Origin of the sequence: Pseudoalteromonas sp. 20-MNA-CIBAN-0454 (assembly GCF_040308685.1) — a bacterium.
Taxonomy (GTDB): domain Bacteria; phylum Pseudomonadota; class Gammaproteobacteria; order Enterobacterales; family Alteromonadaceae; genus Pseudoalteromonas; species Pseudoalteromonas nigrifaciens.
In genome coordinates this window covers 22,186-40,119 of record NZ_JBEOOB010000021.1, presented here as the reverse complement: position 1 = coordinate 40,119, position 17,934 = coordinate 22,186, and the positions used below count along the sequence as shown (strand labels likewise).

Below are 17,934 nucleotides of genomic sequence, written 5' to 3'. Positions count from 1 at the left end.
ATTTTGAGGTTTATTGTTTCTCAATCTAGACTACTTATGTAAGTACTATAGTGTAGGTAATAGTAAATGTTAAAACGAAATTTTTTATCTAGAGTTGCAAAAAGTAATAAGCTAATACTTTTTGCCGTAATGATTTTTATGATCATTGCGTTGCCTTCAATGTATATATTTGAGCAAAAAGTAAGAAGTGAAATTTATCACACGGCGCAAATAGAGCTAAAACGCGAACTCGAAACTAAAACATTATCGTTAAAAAAACACTTTACCGACAGCGTTAACGCCATTCGATTTTTAGATGCAACCCCACCTATAAAAGCAATATCACGCGCTAGTGAAAATCAATTGTCAGATCCAGCATCTGCAACGCCTATGGCTATTTGGAAAAATCGCTTAGCGAGTATATTTTCTGGCTTTATGCGCACCGACGAAAGCATATTACAAGCGCGTTATATAATGCTAGCAGAAGGCGGGCAAGAAGTCGTAAGGGTTGATCGGACCGAGCAAGGCAAAATTACCATACTCGAAGGCGAGCAATTACAACAAAAAGGCCAACGAGATTACGTTATTAAAACCAGTATGCTTGATGAGCACACTGTTTATATTTCACCAATAAATTACAACCGTGAAAATGGTAAAATTCAGCAGCCTTATATCAGTACCTTTCGGGTAGCAAAACCTGTATTTGACAAAAACAAACAGGTTTCTGCGGTTTTAGTTACGAATTATTATGCAGAGCAACTATTTAAAAGCCTCACTTTTGAGTCTCCGCAAGGCACTGCAATTTATTTAATGAATAACCAAGGTGAGTTTTTATATCATCCAAACCCAGAGCTGCGCTTTGGGTTTGAGTTTAATAAAAGCAGAACCTGGGAGCAAGAGTCTGTTGGCGCGCAAAATATGGCTGCAGACAAAACGCTGCCGTTAAATAACTACCCACAACAATACACACTGCAAAAGCGTATTTATTTTGGTAATGATATTGCCATGCTGCCACTCGAGCTTGCTGTGAGTGTAGATACGCAAACATTATTGGCAAAAGTGAGCGAGAGACGCCAAAGCTTTATTACTACATTAGCTGTATTTTTTGGTGTGTTTTTAGTTATGACCATGCTGTATCAGCGCTTTATAAACCGAAAGTTACTTATTCACTCGTTAAAAGAGCAAAATAACACAGTAATAGAAAACTCCTTAGATGCTATTTTTAGCATTTCAGAGTCGGGTAAAGTGGTGCAATTTAATAACACAGCTAAACAAGTGTTTGGCGATATACTAGAGAGTGATAACGTAAATTTTATTTCTTTATTTACTTTAAATAAAGAAGATGAGCAATGCATAAGAGAAACCATTAAAAATGGCTCTAAAATGCCCTTTGAAGCCATGCACACCGACAGTTCGGGCAATATATACTACTACTCAATAACCCTCAGCAGTATTTATGATGTGTTTAATGAGCGTTATCAAGTTGCGGCTATTTTAAGAGACATAAGTTCGCTTAAAAATATTCAAGCTGAACTAGAGGGAGTTAATACCACTTTAGAGCTTAAAGTTTCGCAAAGAACCCGAGAGCTTGAACGCGCAATAGATGAAGCATTAGCAGCAAGCCAAGCTAAAAGTGACTTTGTAGCTAATATTTCTCACGAAATACGCACCCCTATGAACGGGGTATTAGGCATGCTAGAAATGCTTAAAGAAGATGGCTTATCAGAGCAACAGCATCATTATTTAAAACTTGCAAATAGCAGTGCTAATTCTTTAATGAATTTAATTAATGATATTTTAGATTTTTCAAAAATAGAAGCGGGTAAGCTCGATATTGATAATCACAGCTTTGATGTTGTTACTGTGTGCAGCGATATGATTAACTCATTAGCGCTACAAGGGCAACGCAAAGGACTTGAAGTATTTTTACACACCCACAATATTGTTGATCGTATGGTAGTAGGTGACAGCCATCGCCTTAAGCAAATTTTAATTAATTTGGTTAATAATGCTTTTAAGTTTACTCACAAAGGTGAAGTTAGCTTAACCATAGGCTCTAAATACATTACCGATACTAAATTACAGATGAGTTTTGCGGTTAAAGACACTGGAATTGGCATAGCAGCTGAAAATATAGATAAACTATTTGAAGTGTTTACCCAAGAAGATTCAAGCACCACACGCCATTTTGGCGGTACCGGCTTGGGTTTATCAATTTGTAAAAAGCTAGCGCAATTAATGGGTGGTAATATATCGCTAACAAGCGAAAAAGGGGTAGGGAGCACTTTTACTGCAACCGTTGAGCTGCATGTAGCACCCCAGAAAAAGCTAAATACCGGCATTGAGCTTGCTACCAGTATTGATGTTGCTGCATTAATTGCTCGCGATAATGTGTATAACAATGTGTGTGATTTATTACTGCAAACATGCAAAGTAGATAAAAGTAATATTGTTAGGTTAGATTACTTTAGTGAGCATGATGAGTTTGAAGCGGACTTATTAATTATTGACGACGACCATCCACAAGTTAATGCCCTGATTAGCTTTTGCAAACAGTACGATAAAAAATATGTACTAATTTTGCGTGATATGGTGATGAACAAACAATCGAAAAAAGTATTTCCTGATCATCTACATATTTTAAATAAACCGCTTACCCAAGATGAGTTTAGTTACAAATTAGCGAGTTTATTTGGTGCCAGTAGCGAGTTTGTTATTACCCCACCAAAGAGCTTAATTGAAGAGCCTGTAGATGCAGACTTATCAGCTTATCATGTACTTTTAGTTGACGATAATATGATCAACATAGAAGTGGCTAAAGCGATTTTAAAGCACACTAAAGTTAAAATCACCTGTGCATCTGACGGTCTTGAAGCTTTAGAGGCGTTAAAGAGTAATAAACAGCAACCTTTTAACGTTATTTTAATGGATTGCCAAATGCCTAATTTAAACGGCTACGATACCACCAGCGAAATTAGAAACGCCAAAGCCGGAATAGAATATATTCATGTACCTATCATTGCGATGACAGCAAGTGCAATGGAAGGCGACAGAGAGCGTTGTTTAACGGCCGGTATGAACGACTACATTACTAAACCAATTAAGCCGCAAACGTTAAAAGACAAGCTTATTACGTGGTTGAGTTAACACTAAAGCGAGATAGGCGGCTTTTAATAAGTCACCTTTTTTTAGCTGAAGTGATTATATTTTAGATATAAAAAAACCGCTTTAAAGCGGTTTTTTTATTTATAGTTAAGTGTATTTTATGCTTAACCTTTAACAGCTGCTTTAATTGCATCGATTGCTGTATCAATATCAATCATTAGCTTTTCACCAGTGCGGCGGTTTTTAAGTTCAACTTTGTTTTCATCAAGGTTGCGCTCGCCAATAACTAATGTAAATGGTACGCCAATTAATTCCATGTCGTTAAACATAACGCCAGGGCGCTCTTTACGGTCATCAAATAACACATCAAGGCCAGCATCTTTTAAGCCTTGGTAAAGGTTGTTAGCAATATCTGGAATACGATGCGACTTATGCATATTCATAGGCACAATAGCTAAATCAAACGGTGCAATTGGTTGTGGCCAAATAATACCGTATTGGTCGTTGTTTTGCTCGATTGCTGCAGCAACAATACGCGACACACCAATACCATAACAACCCATAGTCATTATTTGGTTTTTACCTGATTCGTTTAATACGCCAGCCTTCATTGCTTGTGAGTATTTAGTGCCAAGTTGGAAAATATGGCCAACTTCAATACCACGTTTAATTTGTAAAGTGCCTTGGCCACATGGGCTTGCATCGCCTTCTACAATATTACGTATATCAGCAACTTCATAATCAGTTACATCACGATCCCAGTTAATGCCGCTGTAATGCTCGTCGTCTTTATTAGCGCCGGCAACAAAGTCAGCTAGTATGTTAGCGCTTCTATCAACAATAATTGGCATAGACAGGCCAACCGGGCCTAATGAGCCAGGTTTTGCACCAATAGCAGCAACAATGTCTGCCTCTGTTGCCATTTCAAGCGGAGAATCTACTAACGGGTGTTTTTCAGCTTTTAGTTCGTTAAGGTCGTGATCGCCGCGTAAAACTAGCGCAACTAAACCACGTACCCCGTTTTCATCAGGCGCAGCGTAAACGATTAATGTTTTAACACCGCGATGTGGTTTAACACCGTAGTGCTTTTTAAGCTCGTTAATTGTTTTAGCGTCAGGCGTTGGAAACGCTTTAAGCTCTTTTGTTGCAGCTGGGCGTGGCTCGCTTGGTGCAAGTGCTTCTGCTTTTTCAATATTTGCTGCGTAGTCGCTGCCATCACTAAATGCAATAGCGTCTTCACCAGATTCTGCAAGTACATGAAACTCATGCGATACGCTACCACCAATAGAACCCGTGTCGGCAATAACAGGGCGGTAGTCTAAGTTTAAACGCTCAAAAATATTACAATACGCTTTGTGCATTACTTGATACGTTGCATCTAAACACTCATCACTTAAGTGAAATGAATAGGCATCTTTCATTGTAAATTCGCGGGCGCGCATTACACCAAAACGCGGGCGACGTTCGTCGCGCACTTTAGTTTGTATTTGGTATAAAGAAATTGGTAGCTGTTTATAGCTGCTAATTTCTTTACGCACAAAATCAGTGATCACTTCTTCGTGAGTTGGGCCAAGCGCAAAGGTACGATTATGACGATCGGTAAAACGCATAAGTTCAGGACCAAACTCATCCCAACGACCTGATTCTTCCCATAAATCTGCTGGTTGAATTACTGGCATCAGCATTTCAATCGCATTGGCTTTATTCATTTCTTCACGTACGATATTTTCTACTTTTCTAAGTACCCGTAACCCAGTGGGTAACCAAGTGTATAAACCCGAAGCGACACGACGGATCATACCGGCTCTAAGCATTAATTGATGCGATACAATTTCAGCATCCGAAGGCGTTTCTTTAAGTGTGGCGAGTATATATTGACTGGTACGCATGTTGTTTCCGAAATTAGAGTAATTATGTACATATTGTAAGGGCTTCAGTCTACCAGCGGTTGCATTTACACTAAAGCGCTAAGTGATAAATTATTTAGGTATTTTCTATACTAGTAACTAAATTATGTGACTCATTAACTTGCCAGCAAATATTATAGTTATACAAAGTCATGCCGTAGCTTTGCTGTCCGTCTTTTTGCTTTTTATAAGCAGGGCGAGGATCTTGCTTTAGCACATTACTTATAAACGCCTGTAAATCTGGATATTGCGTTTGCTGCGCAATAAAATCTAGTACTTCAGGGGTAAATTCAACGCTCATGTGGGTTTCTGGGCGGGTGTCGGCAAACCCCGCACTGGCCTCTGGCATAGAGTCAGAATAGGGTAAGTAAGGCTTTATATCGATTATTGGTGTGCCATCGAGTAAATCTATTCCGGCGAGTAATAAGCTCAGTTGGCCATTTTTATACTCTATACCTTCTAGTTTTACCGCGCTCATACCAATGGCGTTAGGCCTAAAAGTGGCTCGCGTGGCAAACACGCCTTTGCGGGCATTACCACCTAAACGAGGCGGGCGCACCATAGCCGAATAGCCTTTGTCGGCTGTTTCATGAAAACGAAATAGCAGCCAAATATGGCTAAACTCATCGAGCCCGCGTACAAATTCTTCACGATTAAAGTCAGGCGCAAAAATAAGCTTTGCTTTAGCTTCTGGCACTAAACGAGGTTGCCTAGGTATAGCAAACTTTTGTTTATAAGGAGATTGAATGTGGCCAATAGCCGAAATGGTATAATCGCTCATAGTACTCGGGTGCAAATGAAATAGAGCGCTATTCTACCCATATTTAGCGTTTATGGCATTACTTGTAAGTGAGTTTATTACTTATAGAAGCCTAGTCTAAAAGGTATTGATTAGACTAGGTGGTTTATATGCATGTGCGTTTAAACCACTCAAAACAAAAAAGGTAAGCCTAAGCTTACCTTTTATACACGTTTTAGGGCTTAATTAAAACATGTACTGCACTGATACAGACGCTACATCCATATCTGGGTCAATATCGTCATCAAGTTTATAGCGTTCATACTCTAAACGAAATTGAACGTTTGTTGTAAGTGCATATTCAATACCTGCACCGTAAAACGCATCACCACCATCTGTAGAAGCTGAAACAGAACCTACTGGTAAATCTTGTGTGTATTCTGCATCCCACTCAAGCCAACCGCCTTTTGCATACACAGAAAAACTCTCTGTTATAGGGTAGCCCAAGCGTGCGGCAAGCGATACGCCATCAATTTCAGCTTTGCTGTCCACATCACTTACTTCATCAAAGTTTTGATAAGCAAGCTCTAAGCTTAAATACTCGTTAAATTGTGCGCCAACGTAACCTTTTAGCATTTGTGCATCGTCGTCAAAGTCAGTGTCTTTGTCACTGTCTTCAAATTCAAAAGAATATTGACCGTAACCAACACCCGTGTAGATACGTGGAGAATCGAAATCAGCAATATCAGCCTTAGCTGCAGTATTAAAACCCAGTGTTACTAAAGCAAGTGTAGAAAGAGAAAGTGTTTTAATCATGAATTAGCTCCTTTAATAATAAAAATCAAATGCTTGAAAAAATAAGATGTAATTAAATCAAACGTCATCAAGGTAGGTGCAGTGAGCATGCCAATTATTAAAAACATAAAAAAACGGCCATAAAAACCTACTTTAGTATTGGTTTTTATGGCCGTTTGTATGATACGTGTACAGCAGTGAACTTTTATTAGTTGTTACTTTCTAAGCTCTATTGCATGTTTTACAAAAAGTGTGAGGTTTTTACAGGCACACTTTAGTTACTTATACCTTATGCAGTAAGTTTTCCGTCTCTATTGCAATTTCTTTCATTTTTATAGCGTAGTTTTCTAATTTTAAATCTTCTTCGGTAATCGCTTTAAAAGAAGGCACTGCTACTGGGTAACCGGTTTCATCCATAGCAATAAAGCTAATAACACAGTGGTTGGTTTCAACCATATTTTGTGTTTTGGGGTCGCCACAACGCACTTGAATAAATATTTGCATACTGGTTTTACCGGTATGCGCTATTTTAGCTTCCACTTCAACAATTTGGCCTACTAAAATAGGGCGTCTAAACTTCACCCCAGCCACAGATACAGTAACACAGTAATGGCCACTCCAGCCTGCAGCACATGCATAGCCAGCTTGGTCAATCCACTTCATGACGGCTCCACCATGCACTTTACCACCAAAATTTACATCAGTAGGCTCTGCTAAAAAACGAAAAACAACTTTTGACGACGGCATAACTAATTCTCTTTTATAAAAACTAGGGTAAGCATAGCGCAAAACAGGGGCACAAGCCCCTGCAAATTAGTGTAGGTTTATAATTTATATGTAAAAACCTACTTTTTATTAACAATAATAACTACATATTAGGATAATTTGGCCCGCCAGTTCCCTCCGGAGTTACCCAAGTAATATTTTGGCTCGGATCTTTAATATCACAGGTTTTGCAATGCACGCAGTTTTGCGAGTTAATCACAAACTCTTTAGTGCCAGCAATTTCTTGAATTTCATAAACCCCAGCAGGGCAATAGCGCTGCGCAGGTTCATCAAATTTAATTAAGTTTACTGCAATTGGAATACTCGGATCTTTTAATTGCAAATGACACGGCTGTGACTCTTCGTGGTTAGTATTTGATAAAAATACCGACGACAACTTATCAAAACTGAGTTTACCATCGGGTTTTGGATACACTATTTTATCGGCATCCGCCGCATCAACTAAAGTATCGTGATCTGGGGTGTTGTCTTTAAAGGTAAATGGCAAGCAACCATTAAAAATGTTTTGATCTAGGGTGTTATATGCGCCACCAACAAACTTACCTAACTTGTGCATAACAGGGCCAAAGTTACGTGATTGCTGCAATTCTTTATAAGCCCAAGATTGCTCAAACGCGTCTTTAAAATCGCTTAAGTCGGTATTAGCTTGCTCACTTTCTAATGCTTTAAAAATAACTTCAGCTGCCACCATACCCGACTTCATAGCAGTATGATTACCTTTAATTTTTGCAAAGTTAAGCGTACCTGCATCGCAGCCTACCAATAACCCACCAGGAAAATGCATTTTTGGTAATGAGTGCAAACCGCCTTTAGCAATAGCACGAGCACCATAAGCAACACGCTCGCCACCTGCTAATACATTTTTAAACACAGGATGGTGTTTCATGCGCTGAAACTCATCAAACGGGCTTAAATGCGGGTTTGAGTAGTTGAGATCAACAATCAGTCCTACCACAACTTGGTTGTTTTCACAGTGGTACATAAATGCGCCGCCGTTAGTATCGCCTTGTAATGGCCAGCCTGTACCGTGTACTACAGTGCCTAATTGATGCTTACTTTCATCAATTTGCCAAATTTCTTTTAAGCCTAAGCCATAGTGCTGCGGTGATGACTCATCATCGAGGGCAAATTCATTAATGAGTTGTTTGCCCAAATGACCACGACAACCTTCGGCAAATACGGTGTATTTAGCGCGTAGCTCCATGCCAGGCATGTAACCATCTTTTTCGTTGCCGTCTTTATCAAGGCCCATATCGCCAGTAATAATGCCTTTTACTGTATCGTCTTCAATAATAAGCGAATGCGCACTAAACCCAGGAAAAATCTCAACTCCCAGTGCTTCTGCTTGCTCAGCTAACCAGCGACAAACATTCCCCATAGAGACAATATAATTGCCATCATTATGAAAGGTTTTTGGTGTGGCAAAGTGCGGAATAGCGGTGGCTTTTTGTTCGTTGTTAAACCAGTAAATTTCATCCTTTGCTACTTTGGTGGTTACAGGGGCGTTGAGCTCTTGCCAATTTGGCAGTAATTCATCCAGCGCTTTGGTTTCAAACACGGCACCAGAGAGTATATGAGCACCCACTTCTGAACCTTTTTCAACGACACAGATCATGCATTCTTGTTGTTTATTTTGCGCTTGTTGTGCCAGTTTTATTGCACATGCAAGACCCGCTGGGCCTGCACCTACAACAACTACATCAAATTCCATGGTTTCCCGGGTGATCATAAATACCTCTTATTCGAATGGTTAACGTACCCTATATTTAACTACACGTTAATGAAATACATAACCCATTTGATAGATGCTAATAAAAAGTTATGGGTTGTGAATGTTTAAAGGTTATTTTAGGTTGATGTTTACGTCAATAGACAGTAGTCTGATTTCATAAAATAAATAGGTTGACGTGCACGTCAGCTTGTAGGTTTAAATAACGATGGAGTCCATATGAAAGTTCTCGTACCAATAAAAAGAGTTATAGATTACAACGTAAAAGCGCGAGTTAAGTCAGACAAAACAGACGTTGATTTAACCAACGTAAAAATGGCGATGAACCCATTTTGCGAAATTGCAATTGAAGAAGCGATTCGCTTAAAAGAAGCGGGTACAGCAAGCGAAGTTATTGCCGTAACAATTGGGCCAAAAGCCTCGCAAGAACAGTTACGTACGGCATTAGCCCTAGGCGCCGACAAAGCCATTCACATCGAAACCGATGAAAAGTTAGAGTCGCTGCACATTGCTAAATTACTTGCAAAAATTGTAGAACAAGAAGCACCAGAATTAGTTATTTTAGGTAAGCAATCAATTGATTCAGACAATAACCAAACCGGCCAAATGCTAGCTGCATTGACTAAACGTGGCCAAGGTACGTTTGCTTCAAAAGTTGAAGTGGTTGATGGAAAAGTTAATGTTACCCGTGAAGTTGATGGCGGCTTACAAACAGTAGCGCTTAATTTACCGGCTATTGTAACTACCGATTTACGTTTAAATGAGCCACGTTATGCGTCGCTGCCAAATATAATGAAAGCGAAACGTAAACCGCTTGAGGTTATTGCAGCCGATACTTTGGGTGTTGATTTAACGGCCCGTGTGCAATTAATTAGCGTTGAAGAGCCAGCTAAACGTACTGCCGGTATTATTGTTGAGGACGTGGCGCAACTTGTAGAAAAATTAAAAACAGAGGCGAAGGTAATCTAAATGAAAACACTTGTAATAGCAGAGCACGATAACGGTGTATTAAAACCAGAAACCTCAAAAACAATTAACGCAGCAGCAAAACTTGGTTTTCCTATTGATGTGCTTATTGCGGGCGAAAACCTAGGTGTACTAAGCGAAGAAGTTGCGCTTATTAATGGCGTAGCCAGTGTACTGGTAGCAGATAACGCAGTATATGCACACCAATTAGCTGAAAGTATGGCAGATTTAGTGCTATCGCTTGCTGATTCTTATAGCCACATAGTGGTAAGTGCTACCACTACAGGTAAAAACTTTATGCCGCGCGTTGCAGCCTTGCTTGATGTTGCACAAATTTCAGAAATTATTGACGTTGTTGACGCAGAAACATTTAAGCGTCCTATTTATGCGGGCAACGCAATTGCCACGGTTAAGTCACTCGATAGCAAAAAAGTTATCACTGTACGTGCTAGTAGCTTCGACTTACAAACAGAGCAAGCAAGCGCGCCAATAACGGCAGTTAATACAGTATCTGATTCTGCGCTAAGCAGCTTTGTAAGCGATGAGCAAACTAAATCAGAGCGCCCAGAATTAACCGCAGCTACTGTGGTTATCTCAGGTGGTCGTGGTATGCAAAATGGCGAAAACTTTAGTTTATTACACGGAATAGCCGACAAGTTAGGCGCTGCTATTGGTGCTTCGCGCGCAGCAGTTGATGCAGGCTTTGTACCAAATGACATGCAAGTAGGGCAAACAGGTAAAATTGTAGCGCCAAACTTGTACATTGCAGTGGGTATTAGTGGTGCAATTCAGCATCTAGCCGGTATGAAAGACTCAAAAGTAATTGTCGCAATTAATAAAGACCCAGACGCACCTATTTTTCAGGTTGCAGACTACGGTTTAGTTGCCGATCTGTTTGATGTTTTACCACAGCTAGAGCAAGCTCTATAAGTTAATAACTAAAAATTATATTTGTATTTATAGTTATAGTGATAAATTAAAAGCCGCAGTATCATTTTATGATGCTGCGGCTTTTGATTGTGCCTAATAAACCTAATAAACCTAATAAACCTAATAAACCTAAGATACTTATTCACTTAACCTGACTGGCCTATTGCAAGAAAATTCAACGCAGTTAGCGCTGAAAAATAGCTGCTTGAGATAAGTTTATTATCCGGAGCTCAGGTTACTTAGGCATAAAAAAACCAGCCATCGGCTGGTTTTTACTATGGTACACATAAGCGTTAACGTATTAGTACGTTGCGCTGCCTTTAGTACGAGGGAAGGCAATAACGTCACGTACGTTGCCCATACCGGTAACATAAGCAACTAAACGCTCAAAACCTAAGCCAAAGCCTGAGTGCGGCACAGTACCGTATTTACGTAAATCGCGGTACCAGCTGTAGTCGTCTTTGTTTAAGCCCATTTCGTCTAAACGAGCATCGAGAATGTCTAGGCGCTCTTCACGTTGTGAGCCACCAATGATCTCACCAATACCTGGCGCTACTATGTCCATTGCGGCAACGGTTTTACCGTCTTCGTTTTGGCGCATGTAAAACGCTTTAATATCGCGTGGGTAGTTTTTAATAACAACCGGTGCTTTAAAGTGTTCTTCTGCTAAGTAACGCTCGTGTTCAGACTGTAAATCTACGCCCCATTCAACAGCGTACTCAAACTTTTTACCACAGGCTTTTAATATTTCTACCGCTTCGGTGTAATCAACTTGTGCAAAGTCTTTTTCTACAAATTCTTCAAGGCGAGTAATGGCTGTTTTTTCTATACGTTGTGCAAAAAATTCCATGTCATCGCGGCGCTCTTCTAGTACGGCTTTAAACACATACTTCAACATCTGCTCTGCTAGTTTTGCAATATCTTCTAAATCAGCAAATGCTAATTCAGGTTCTACCATCCAAAACTCGGCAAGGTGGCGCGAAGTATTTGAGTTTTCTGCGCGGAAGGTTGGGCCAAACGTATAAATTTTTGACATTGCCGACGCGTAAGTTTCACCATTTAACTGGCCAGATACAGTAAGAAATGCTTCTTTACCAAAAAAATCTTCGCTGTAATCTACTTCGCCTTTATCGGTAAGCGGTAAGTTTTGCATATCAAGCGTTGATACGCGGAACATTTCACCTGCGCCTTCACAGTCACTTGCTGTGATAATAGGGGTGCTTATCCATAAAAAACCTTGCTCATGGTAAAAGCGATGAATAGCTTGAGCTAAACAGTTACGTACACGGGTTACGGCACCAATCATGTTAGTACGAGGGCGAAGGTGAGCGTGCTCACGTAAGTACTCAATACTATGACGCTTTGCAGCCATAGGGTACGAATCTGGGTTTTCTACCCAACCTAATACAGTAACCGAGTTAGCTTGAATCTCATAAGACTGACCTTGGCCAGCAGATTGCACTAAAACACCGGTAACCGACACAGAACAACCGGCTGTTAGGCTAGTGACTTCATCATAATTATTAAGTGAATTAGGAACTACCGCTTGAATAGGATCAAAACACGAACCGTCATGAACGGCTAAAAATGAAATTCCTGCTTTTGAATCGCGGCGAGTACGGATCCAGCCTTTTACTGTAACTTGGCTGTCTACCGATACCTTGCCTTTTAATAGCTCTGAAATCGCTAAATGGCTCATCTTCACTCCAATGATATAAGTTGCCTAACTATATAATTTAACTACGCACCACACGCTGGCAAAATTGCTCTTAAACGGCGCTGCACTTGAACCCTGTATCTTACCTAGTAAAGTAAGATAAAAAAACTATTGTGGGCAACTCTTTAAAAATTTTTATAAATGCGCTTTATTTTTATACAGTTTTAAGGCCTAAATGTGAGTATTGTTATTTGTTGCTCTTATGTTTACCCATTTTGTGGCATTATGAACATTCAGATATTTTTATATTAATCGTTTTACCATTACATACTAAAAAATGGATGCTATGAAACAAGTTTTTATTTTACGAGGACTACCAGGAAGCGGTAAGTCTTATTATGCGCAAAATCTTGCCGATGAACTCGCCGGTGCAGACGAAAGCCAATATGTTATTTGCTCAACCGATGATTATTTTATTAATGATCAAGGTGAATACCAATTTGATAAGTTTAAATTGCCGCAATACCATAATTTAAATTTAGCGCGCTTTATTAACGCTTTAGCACAAAATATCCCGTTGGTGATTGTAGATAACACCAATATTAAAAAATGGGAATTTATTGCCTATGCGCAAGCGGCAGTTGCTTTGGGTTATCAAGTAAAAGAAGTGATTGTGGGCGAAGTAAAAGACAAATCTATGCAGCATTTATATGCCAAGCGTAACAGCCATAACATTCCACTTAAAACTATTAGTAAAATGGCCTATATGTTTGAATGGTAATTTATACAGATTAAAAAAGCCCATGTGAATGGGCTTTATAGTGTTGTATACTTTATTATTGCGCGAGTTGTTTATAAACCGCTAACGGGTGTGAGGTACTTAAAGATACATGTACAGCATCACCGGGGTTTACCACTATTTCATGGCTAACGCGGCTGGTTACTACAGTTCCGCAGGCAAGCTTTATAGCACATAAGCGGCTGCCACCTTCAAAGCGCACCCAAATAATTTCGCCATTATTACCCACACTACTTTGCACTAGTAATACATCATCGGGGCGCAGCAGCACATCTACATCGCCACTATCGCAATCAACACCGTGGGCAGGGGCATTACCAATACTTGTGGTTGCTTGGCCTTGGCTAAACTGGCCGCTTATAAAGCTGGCTTCCCCTAAAAAGCGTGCCACAAATCGATTGTTAGGCATACTAAAACAGCGCTCTGGTGTATCTATTTGCTGAATTTTACCGCCTTGCAGTACACCCACACGATCGCCTACCGACAATGCTTCTTCTTGGTCGTGCGTTACCCAAATTGCAGGTACGCCCGCCGCTTTAAGCGCGTTGCGAATATCCCAGCGCAGCATGTCTTTAAGTGCGGCGTCTAAGTTAGAAAGCGGCTCATCTAATAATACAAAGTCGGGCTGGTGGGCAAGGGTGCGCGCAAGTGCTACGCGTTGTTTTTGCCCGCCTGAAAGCGTTGCTGGTTTTTTATTTCTAAACTCATCAAGGCCAAGTAACTTTATCCAATGTTCGCCTGGGCTGGTGTCTTTTAACCTAAAAAAAATATTTTGCTGCACGGTTAAATGCGGAAATAAAGCAAAATCTTGAAACACCATACCTACACTGCGTTTTTCCGCAGGCACAGTAATTTTAGGCGTTGCCCGCCATTTACCACTGTTTATTTCGCCTTCGCTTATAGGTATAAGGCCGGCTAATGCCTGCAAAATAGTACTTTTACCGCAGCCAGTAGGGCCTACAAGCATAAGAATTTCGTTATTACCTAATGATAGGTTTAAATCGCTTACTACACGGTTACTGCCATAATCTATAGACAACTGACTTACAGATAGCATTTGTTATTAAATCCTTAATGTTCGAGCTGGTTGCGTTTTTCGCCAGTGAGCATAATAGCTAACGCGCACGCAGAAATCACCACTAATAATAACCCCGGAATAGCAGCGCGGCCAAAATAGCCGGCTTCGTATACACGCCACAAATAAGTAGAGAGGGTTTCAAACCCCGTAGGGCCAAGTAATAAGGTGGCCTCTAGTTCACGCATCGACTCTAAAAACACTAATGCCGCACCGGCAATAATACCGCGCATAGTTAAGGGCAGTGTTATACGCATAAATGCTTCGCGTGGGCTGGCACCAAGTACCCGGGCCGATTTTACCAAGCTTGGATCTAAGTGTTCGGTGCTGGTACGTACTGAGCCTACAGCAAGGGGTAAAAAGCGCAGCGTATAAGCGATAATAAGCAACCCTAATGTTTGATACAAAAAGGGCAGTTGCAAGCCGCCATAAACAAGCGCTGTGCCCATTACTATGCCCGGAATACCAAAGCCAAAGTAAGTTACGCGCTCCATTACTTTACCTGCTTTACCGCTAAGAGCCGCATGAGCAACCGGAATGGCCACAATTACAGCTACTACAGCAGCAATTGCTGAGGCATATGTTGAGTTCCAAGCAATACTAAAATCAAAGCCGCTAAAACCATCCCGTGCCAGCCACAACGAAAATATAGCTAAAGGTAAGCCAATGGCTAATAACAAAATAGGCGCAAAAGTTATAAACATAGCGCTTAACTGCCACTTTTTAGGGAATAAAATAAGTGGTCTGCCTTGGCGTTCAGTGGCGGTTTTTATTTGTGATTCAATCATTAATAAAAAGCCAACAATAACCATTAATTGCAACGAGAGCATAGCCGCACGGCCCAAAGCAAAGGCGTTGTATTCCACATAAATAACTCGGGTAAAGGTATCTAAGCGCATCATTGCCGGTGTACCAAAGTCAGATAAAGTATAAAGTGCAACAAGCAAAGATCCCGCGGCAATACCATTAACTACGCGGGGTAATATTACTTTAAATACACTTTGTGTCATCGACATACCCAGTGTACGTGCAGCGTTTACCATACTGGCATCAAGGCTGAGTAAGGACGAGCGGGTGGTCATCATTACAAACGGAAATGTGTACAAGGTCATTACTATGGCTGCGCCGCTAAGGCCGTCCATTGAGGGCGTTGGAATACCAAGCAGGTTATTTATTTCCCCCCCAGGGCCAAAAGCTGCATAAAGTGTAAACGCCCCTATATAACTCGGTATAGCTAAGGGAGCTGCAAATATAACCAGCCATAATTTTTTAAATGGCAAATGCACATAAGCACTAATAAACGCCAGTGGCACGCCAATTAAAATAGAACCCAATACAGTTAACGCCATTAACGATAAGGTATTAGCTAAAATGTCGAGGTTATGGCTGTCAAATACTGAGCTTGTGTCGCTGGCAAGGGTAATTAACACATAAATAGGGGTAAGCGTAATGAGCGCTGCAAGCAGCGCCATTGGGTAGGATGCTGGTAGTCGCATTACAGTACGCCGCTACTGCGCATTAAATCGATAGTGGGGCGTAAATCGGCGAGCTGAGTTAAATCAATTTTAGGCGGCGAAATACTCGATAAAGACGGTATGCCCTGTGGCACACTAATGCCATTAACAAGTGGGATTTCGTAAGCTTCACTGGCTAAATAGCTTTGCACTTCGGTGCTTAGTAAATAACGCATAAAATTAGTTGCTAACGGATCGTCACTTAAAGCTAACACCCCTGAGGCATTGACCAAACAGCCCGCATCGTTTTGGGTAAAAGCTAAATCTAACTTAGCATCGGGCTTACCCGACTTTAACCTAAGTGTGTAATAGTGATTGGCAAAACCAATATCAACTTCACCGCGCTCAACGCCCATAACTACACCTAATTCACCGGCATAGGTTTTAGAGCGCTTTTTAATTTTTTTAAGCCACTTAGCGGTTTTGTCATCACCTTCTAAAATTCGCATTGCAGTTACAAACGACTGGAACGATGCATAAGCAGGGGCCCAACCAATACTTAAATCGCTGTCGGCAATTTCCATAATGCTGGTTGGAATTTGCTCTTTAGTTAAACGCGACGTGTTGTATGGCAAGGTACGAATACGGCCGGTTACCGGCGTCCATTCTTTATATCTAAATTGCGGTTGTAACTGAGCCGATAAATCACTTGGTATTGGCTGTGCAAGGCCAGCATCGGTAACTAAACCAATTGCGCCTGAGTCAACCGCCCAAAATAAGTCAGCACGGCGAACGCCTGCTTTTGCTTCAGCTACTATGGTATTTGCTAATGCAGCAGTTGGGCCTCGGCGTATACCGAGTTTAAGGTTTGGATTTTTCTTCTCGATAGCTTGTAATACGTTTTCGTATAAGCCACCTTCACCACGCCCTAAATAAAGCGTAAGCTCACCCTCTAGTTTAGGTAAGCTATCTACAGACACAGGGTTTGCTATATTGGCCGCTAGTGCGCGAGCAAGAGGCAGTGGTAATGCACCCACAGCCCCAAGCGCAACCAGGCCTTGTATAAAGGTCCTACGCTTCACTTAAAATACATCCTTACGTGTTTTTTCGGCTTTTTCGATCAGCGTTTTAGCGCGATCTAATTTTGTTTGCATGTCGCTTATTACATTACGTACTTCGTCTACGCTTTTGTTGCTAGAAATAGCAAGTGGCAGTGTTACGTTAAAGTCTTTCTCTAACACTTCAACTAAGTTAGCGTCTTGCGCTATTAGTGTGCCTTCTACGCCTTCAAATAAGTGTAGGTAAGTGTCGTGTACAATTTCGGTGGCTTCGTCGTTTAAACGCTCAGCAAATTTTGCAACAACACGATCGAGTCGGTGCTTAATTTCGTCGATAGTGGCACTTTGGGTCATTTCTTTGGTTGCCGTTGTTGTTACATTTGCTAATAAACCCTGTTGCTGAAATTTAGCCGCTAATTTAACAGCGCCAAGGCCTTGCCATAGGGCATTGTTCATGGCTTGTTGTTGTTTACGAACTTCAGCTGCAGGCTGTTTGTTTTCGATAGCCATTTTTACGCCGTAAATACCTTGCCAAATAGAAGCGTAAACAGGTACAAAATTGGTTTCTATGGCGCTGTGAAATTTAACCGATTCCCAATATTCAATAAGGTCATCTGTTTTTACCGCTTTAGCACCTTTGGTATCGTAGTCGCTTACCATAGTATCGACTTTGCCAACCATCCACTCTACTTCTTCGGCGTAACTTTTAAGATTAGCCTGAAGGTGATTAACATGCTCGCCAATAGGGCCATTAGCAAGTACCGGTTGCGTTATAAAAGCAGAGGCTAATAACAGGCTTACGCCTAACGCTTTAGCTGGTTTAAATAATAAGTTCATAAAAGAGTCCGAAAAGGTAACTGTAAATGATAGGTATTATCATATAGGTAAAGATCACTGAGATCAATACTCTAAAGGTGAGTTAAGGGGCTGTTTGTTTATTAGGGCAAAGTGTGTA

Annotated in this window: 14 protein-coding genes; 4 read left to right on the top strand and 10 right to left on the bottom strand. The window is 40.8% G+C overall.

Annotation, left to right across the window (positions count from 1 at the left end):
• Positions 1-66: 66 nt before the first annotated feature.
• Entirely contained in the window at positions 67-3,126 is a 3,060-nt protein-coding gene (locus AAEZ22_RS11495; RefSeq protein WP_352297290.1) for an ATP-binding protein, read from the top strand.
• Positions 3,127-3,248: 122 nt separating this feature from the next.
• On the opposite strand, the gene AAEZ22_RS11490 is transcribed toward AAEZ22_RS11495, so the two are convergent.
• The 5 genes from AAEZ22_RS11490 to AAEZ22_RS11470 all read right to left on the bottom strand — a co-directional run bounded on the left by AAEZ22_RS11490 (position 3,249) and on the right by AAEZ22_RS11470 (position 9,040).
• Complete coding sequence (locus AAEZ22_RS11490) at positions 3,249-4,973, bottom strand: proline--tRNA ligase (protein ID WP_086994275.1); 1,725 nt, start codon at positions 4,971-4,973, stop codon at positions 3,249-3,251.
• A gap of 94 nt (positions 4,974-5,067) precedes the next feature.
• Positions 5,068-5,772 carry a tRNA (N6-threonylcarbamoyladenosine(37)-N6)-methyltransferase TrmO gene (gene tsaA / locus AAEZ22_RS11485; RefSeq protein WP_041454438.1) on the bottom strand — a complete coding sequence of 235 codons (705 nt, stop codon included), beginning with the start codon at positions 5,770-5,772 and terminating at the stop codon, positions 5,068-5,070.
• Between the two features lie 204 nt (positions 5,773-5,976).
• Entirely contained in the window at positions 5,977-6,546 is a 570-nt protein-coding gene (locus tag AAEZ22_RS11480) for an outer membrane beta-barrel protein (protein WP_011328299.1), read from the bottom strand.
• 261 nt (positions 6,547-6,807) lie between these two features.
• A complete protein-coding gene (locus AAEZ22_RS11475) occupies positions 6,808-7,272 on the bottom strand; it encodes an acyl-CoA thioesterase (protein WP_011328298.1) in 465 nt (154 codons plus the stop codon).
• A 121-nt stretch (positions 7,273-7,393) separates the two neighbouring features.
• Positions 7,394-9,040, bottom strand: a complete 1,647-nt coding sequence (locus AAEZ22_RS11470) for an electron transfer flavoprotein-ubiquinone oxidoreductase (protein WP_352297287.1) — start codon at positions 9,038-9,040, stop codon at positions 7,394-7,396.
• 219 nt (positions 9,041-9,259) lie between these two features.
• Between AAEZ22_RS11470 and AAEZ22_RS11465 the strand changes: the two genes are divergently transcribed.
• Together AAEZ22_RS11465 and AAEZ22_RS11460 are read left to right on the top strand one after the other, a co-directional pair.
• Positions 9,260-10,009, top strand: a complete 750-nt coding sequence (locus AAEZ22_RS11465) for an electron transfer flavoprotein subunit beta/FixA family protein (protein WP_011328296.1) — start codon at positions 9,260-9,262, stop codon at positions 10,007-10,009.
• Positions 10,010-10,936: an electron transfer flavoprotein subunit alpha/FixB family protein gene (locus tag AAEZ22_RS11460; RefSeq protein WP_086993365.1), complete on the top strand. Its 927-nt coding sequence runs from the start codon at positions 10,010-10,012 to the stop codon at positions 10,934-10,936.
• Positions 10,937-11,237: 301 nt separating this feature from the next.
• On the opposite strand, the gene asnS is transcribed toward AAEZ22_RS11460, so the two are convergent.
• Positions 11,238-12,635 carry an asparagine--tRNA ligase gene (gene asnS, locus AAEZ22_RS11455; RefSeq protein WP_197182694.1) on the bottom strand — a complete coding sequence of 466 codons (1,398 nt, stop codon included), beginning with the start codon at positions 12,633-12,635 and terminating at the stop codon, positions 11,238-11,240.
• Positions 12,636-12,939: 304 nt separating this feature from the next.
• Between asnS and AAEZ22_RS11450 the strand changes: the two genes are divergently transcribed.
• On the top strand, positions 12,940-13,374 hold the full coding sequence (locus AAEZ22_RS11450; protein ID WP_011328293.1) for an ATP-binding protein: 435 nt from the start codon (positions 12,940-12,942) through the stop codon (positions 13,372-13,374).
• Positions 13,375-13,429: 55 nt separating this feature from the next.
• On the opposite strand, the gene AAEZ22_RS11445 is transcribed toward AAEZ22_RS11450, so the two are convergent.
• Genes AAEZ22_RS11445 through AAEZ22_RS11430 form a run of 4 tightly spaced genes read right to left on the bottom strand, consistent with a single transcriptional unit; the run spans position 13,430 to position 17,816 of the window.
• The gene (locus AAEZ22_RS11445; RefSeq protein WP_179807023.1) at positions 13,430-14,449 is read right to left on the bottom strand and encodes an ABC transporter ATP-binding protein; all 1,020 of its coding nucleotides are present in this window, start codon (positions 14,447-14,449) and stop codon (positions 13,430-13,432) included.
• 14 nt (positions 14,450-14,463) lie between these two features.
• Complete coding sequence (locus AAEZ22_RS11440; protein ID WP_011328291.1) at positions 14,464-15,963, bottom strand: ABC transporter permease; 1,500 nt, start codon at positions 15,961-15,963, stop codon at positions 14,464-14,466.
• Positions 15,963-17,003: an extracellular solute-binding protein gene (locus tag AAEZ22_RS11435; RefSeq protein WP_011328290.1), complete on the bottom strand. Its 1,041-nt coding sequence runs from the start codon at positions 17,001-17,003 to the stop codon at positions 15,963-15,965. The genes AAEZ22_RS11440 and AAEZ22_RS11435 overlap by 1 nt, the downstream gene beginning before the upstream one ends.
• Positions 17,004-17,816, bottom strand: coding sequence for a hypothetical protein (locus tag AAEZ22_RS11430; protein WP_011328289.1), 813 nt, complete (start codon positions 17,814-17,816; stop codon positions 17,004-17,006).
• Positions 17,817-17,934: the final 118 nt, after the last annotated feature.

What these genes read in the sequence shown, in the direction of transcription:
- AAEZ22_RS11495 (WP_352297290.1), top strand. Translation starts at nt 67, where the DNA reads ATGTTAAAACGAAATTTTTTATCTAGAGTTGCAAAAAGTAATAAGCTA.
- AAEZ22_RS11490 (WP_086994275.1), bottom strand. Translation starts at nt 4,973, where the DNA reads ATGCGTACCAGTCAATATATACTCGCCACACTTAAAGAAACGCCTTCG.
- tsaA (WP_041454438.1), bottom strand. Translation starts at nt 5,772, where the DNA reads ATGAGCGATTATACCATTTCGGCTATTGGCCACATTCAATCTCCTTAT.
- AAEZ22_RS11480 (WP_011328299.1), bottom strand. Translation starts at nt 6,546, where the DNA reads ATGATTAAAACACTTTCTCTTTCTACACTTGCTTTAGTAACACTGGGT.
- AAEZ22_RS11475 (WP_011328298.1), bottom strand. Translation starts at nt 7,272, where the DNA reads ATGCCGTCGTCAAAAGTTGTTTTTCGTTTTTTAGCAGAGCCTACTGAT.
- AAEZ22_RS11470 (WP_352297287.1), bottom strand. Translation starts at nt 9,040, where the DNA reads ATGATCACCCGGGAAACCATGGAATTTGATGTAGTTGTTGTAGGTGCA.
- AAEZ22_RS11465 (WP_011328296.1), top strand. Translation starts at nt 9,260, where the DNA reads ATGAAAGTTCTCGTACCAATAAAAAGAGTTATAGATTACAACGTAAAA.
- AAEZ22_RS11460 (WP_086993365.1), top strand. Translation starts at nt 10,010, where the DNA reads ATGAAAACACTTGTAATAGCAGAGCACGATAACGGTGTATTAAAACCA.
- asnS (WP_197182694.1), bottom strand. Translation starts at nt 12,635, where the DNA reads ATGAGCCATTTAGCGATTTCAGAGCTATTAAAAGGCAAGGTATCGGTA.
- AAEZ22_RS11450 (WP_011328293.1), top strand. Translation starts at nt 12,940, where the DNA reads ATGAAACAAGTTTTTATTTTACGAGGACTACCAGGAAGCGGTAAGTCT.
- AAEZ22_RS11445 (WP_179807023.1), bottom strand. Translation starts at nt 14,449, where the DNA reads ATGCTATCTGTAAGTCAGTTGTCTATAGATTATGGCAGTAACCGTGTA.
- AAEZ22_RS11440 (WP_011328291.1), bottom strand. Translation starts at nt 15,963, where the DNA reads ATGCGACTACCAGCATCCTACCCAATGGCGCTGCTTGCAGCGCTCATT.
- AAEZ22_RS11430 (WP_011328289.1), bottom strand. Translation starts at nt 17,816, where the DNA reads ATGAACTTATTATTTAAACCAGCTAAAGCGTTAGGCGTAAGCCTGTTA.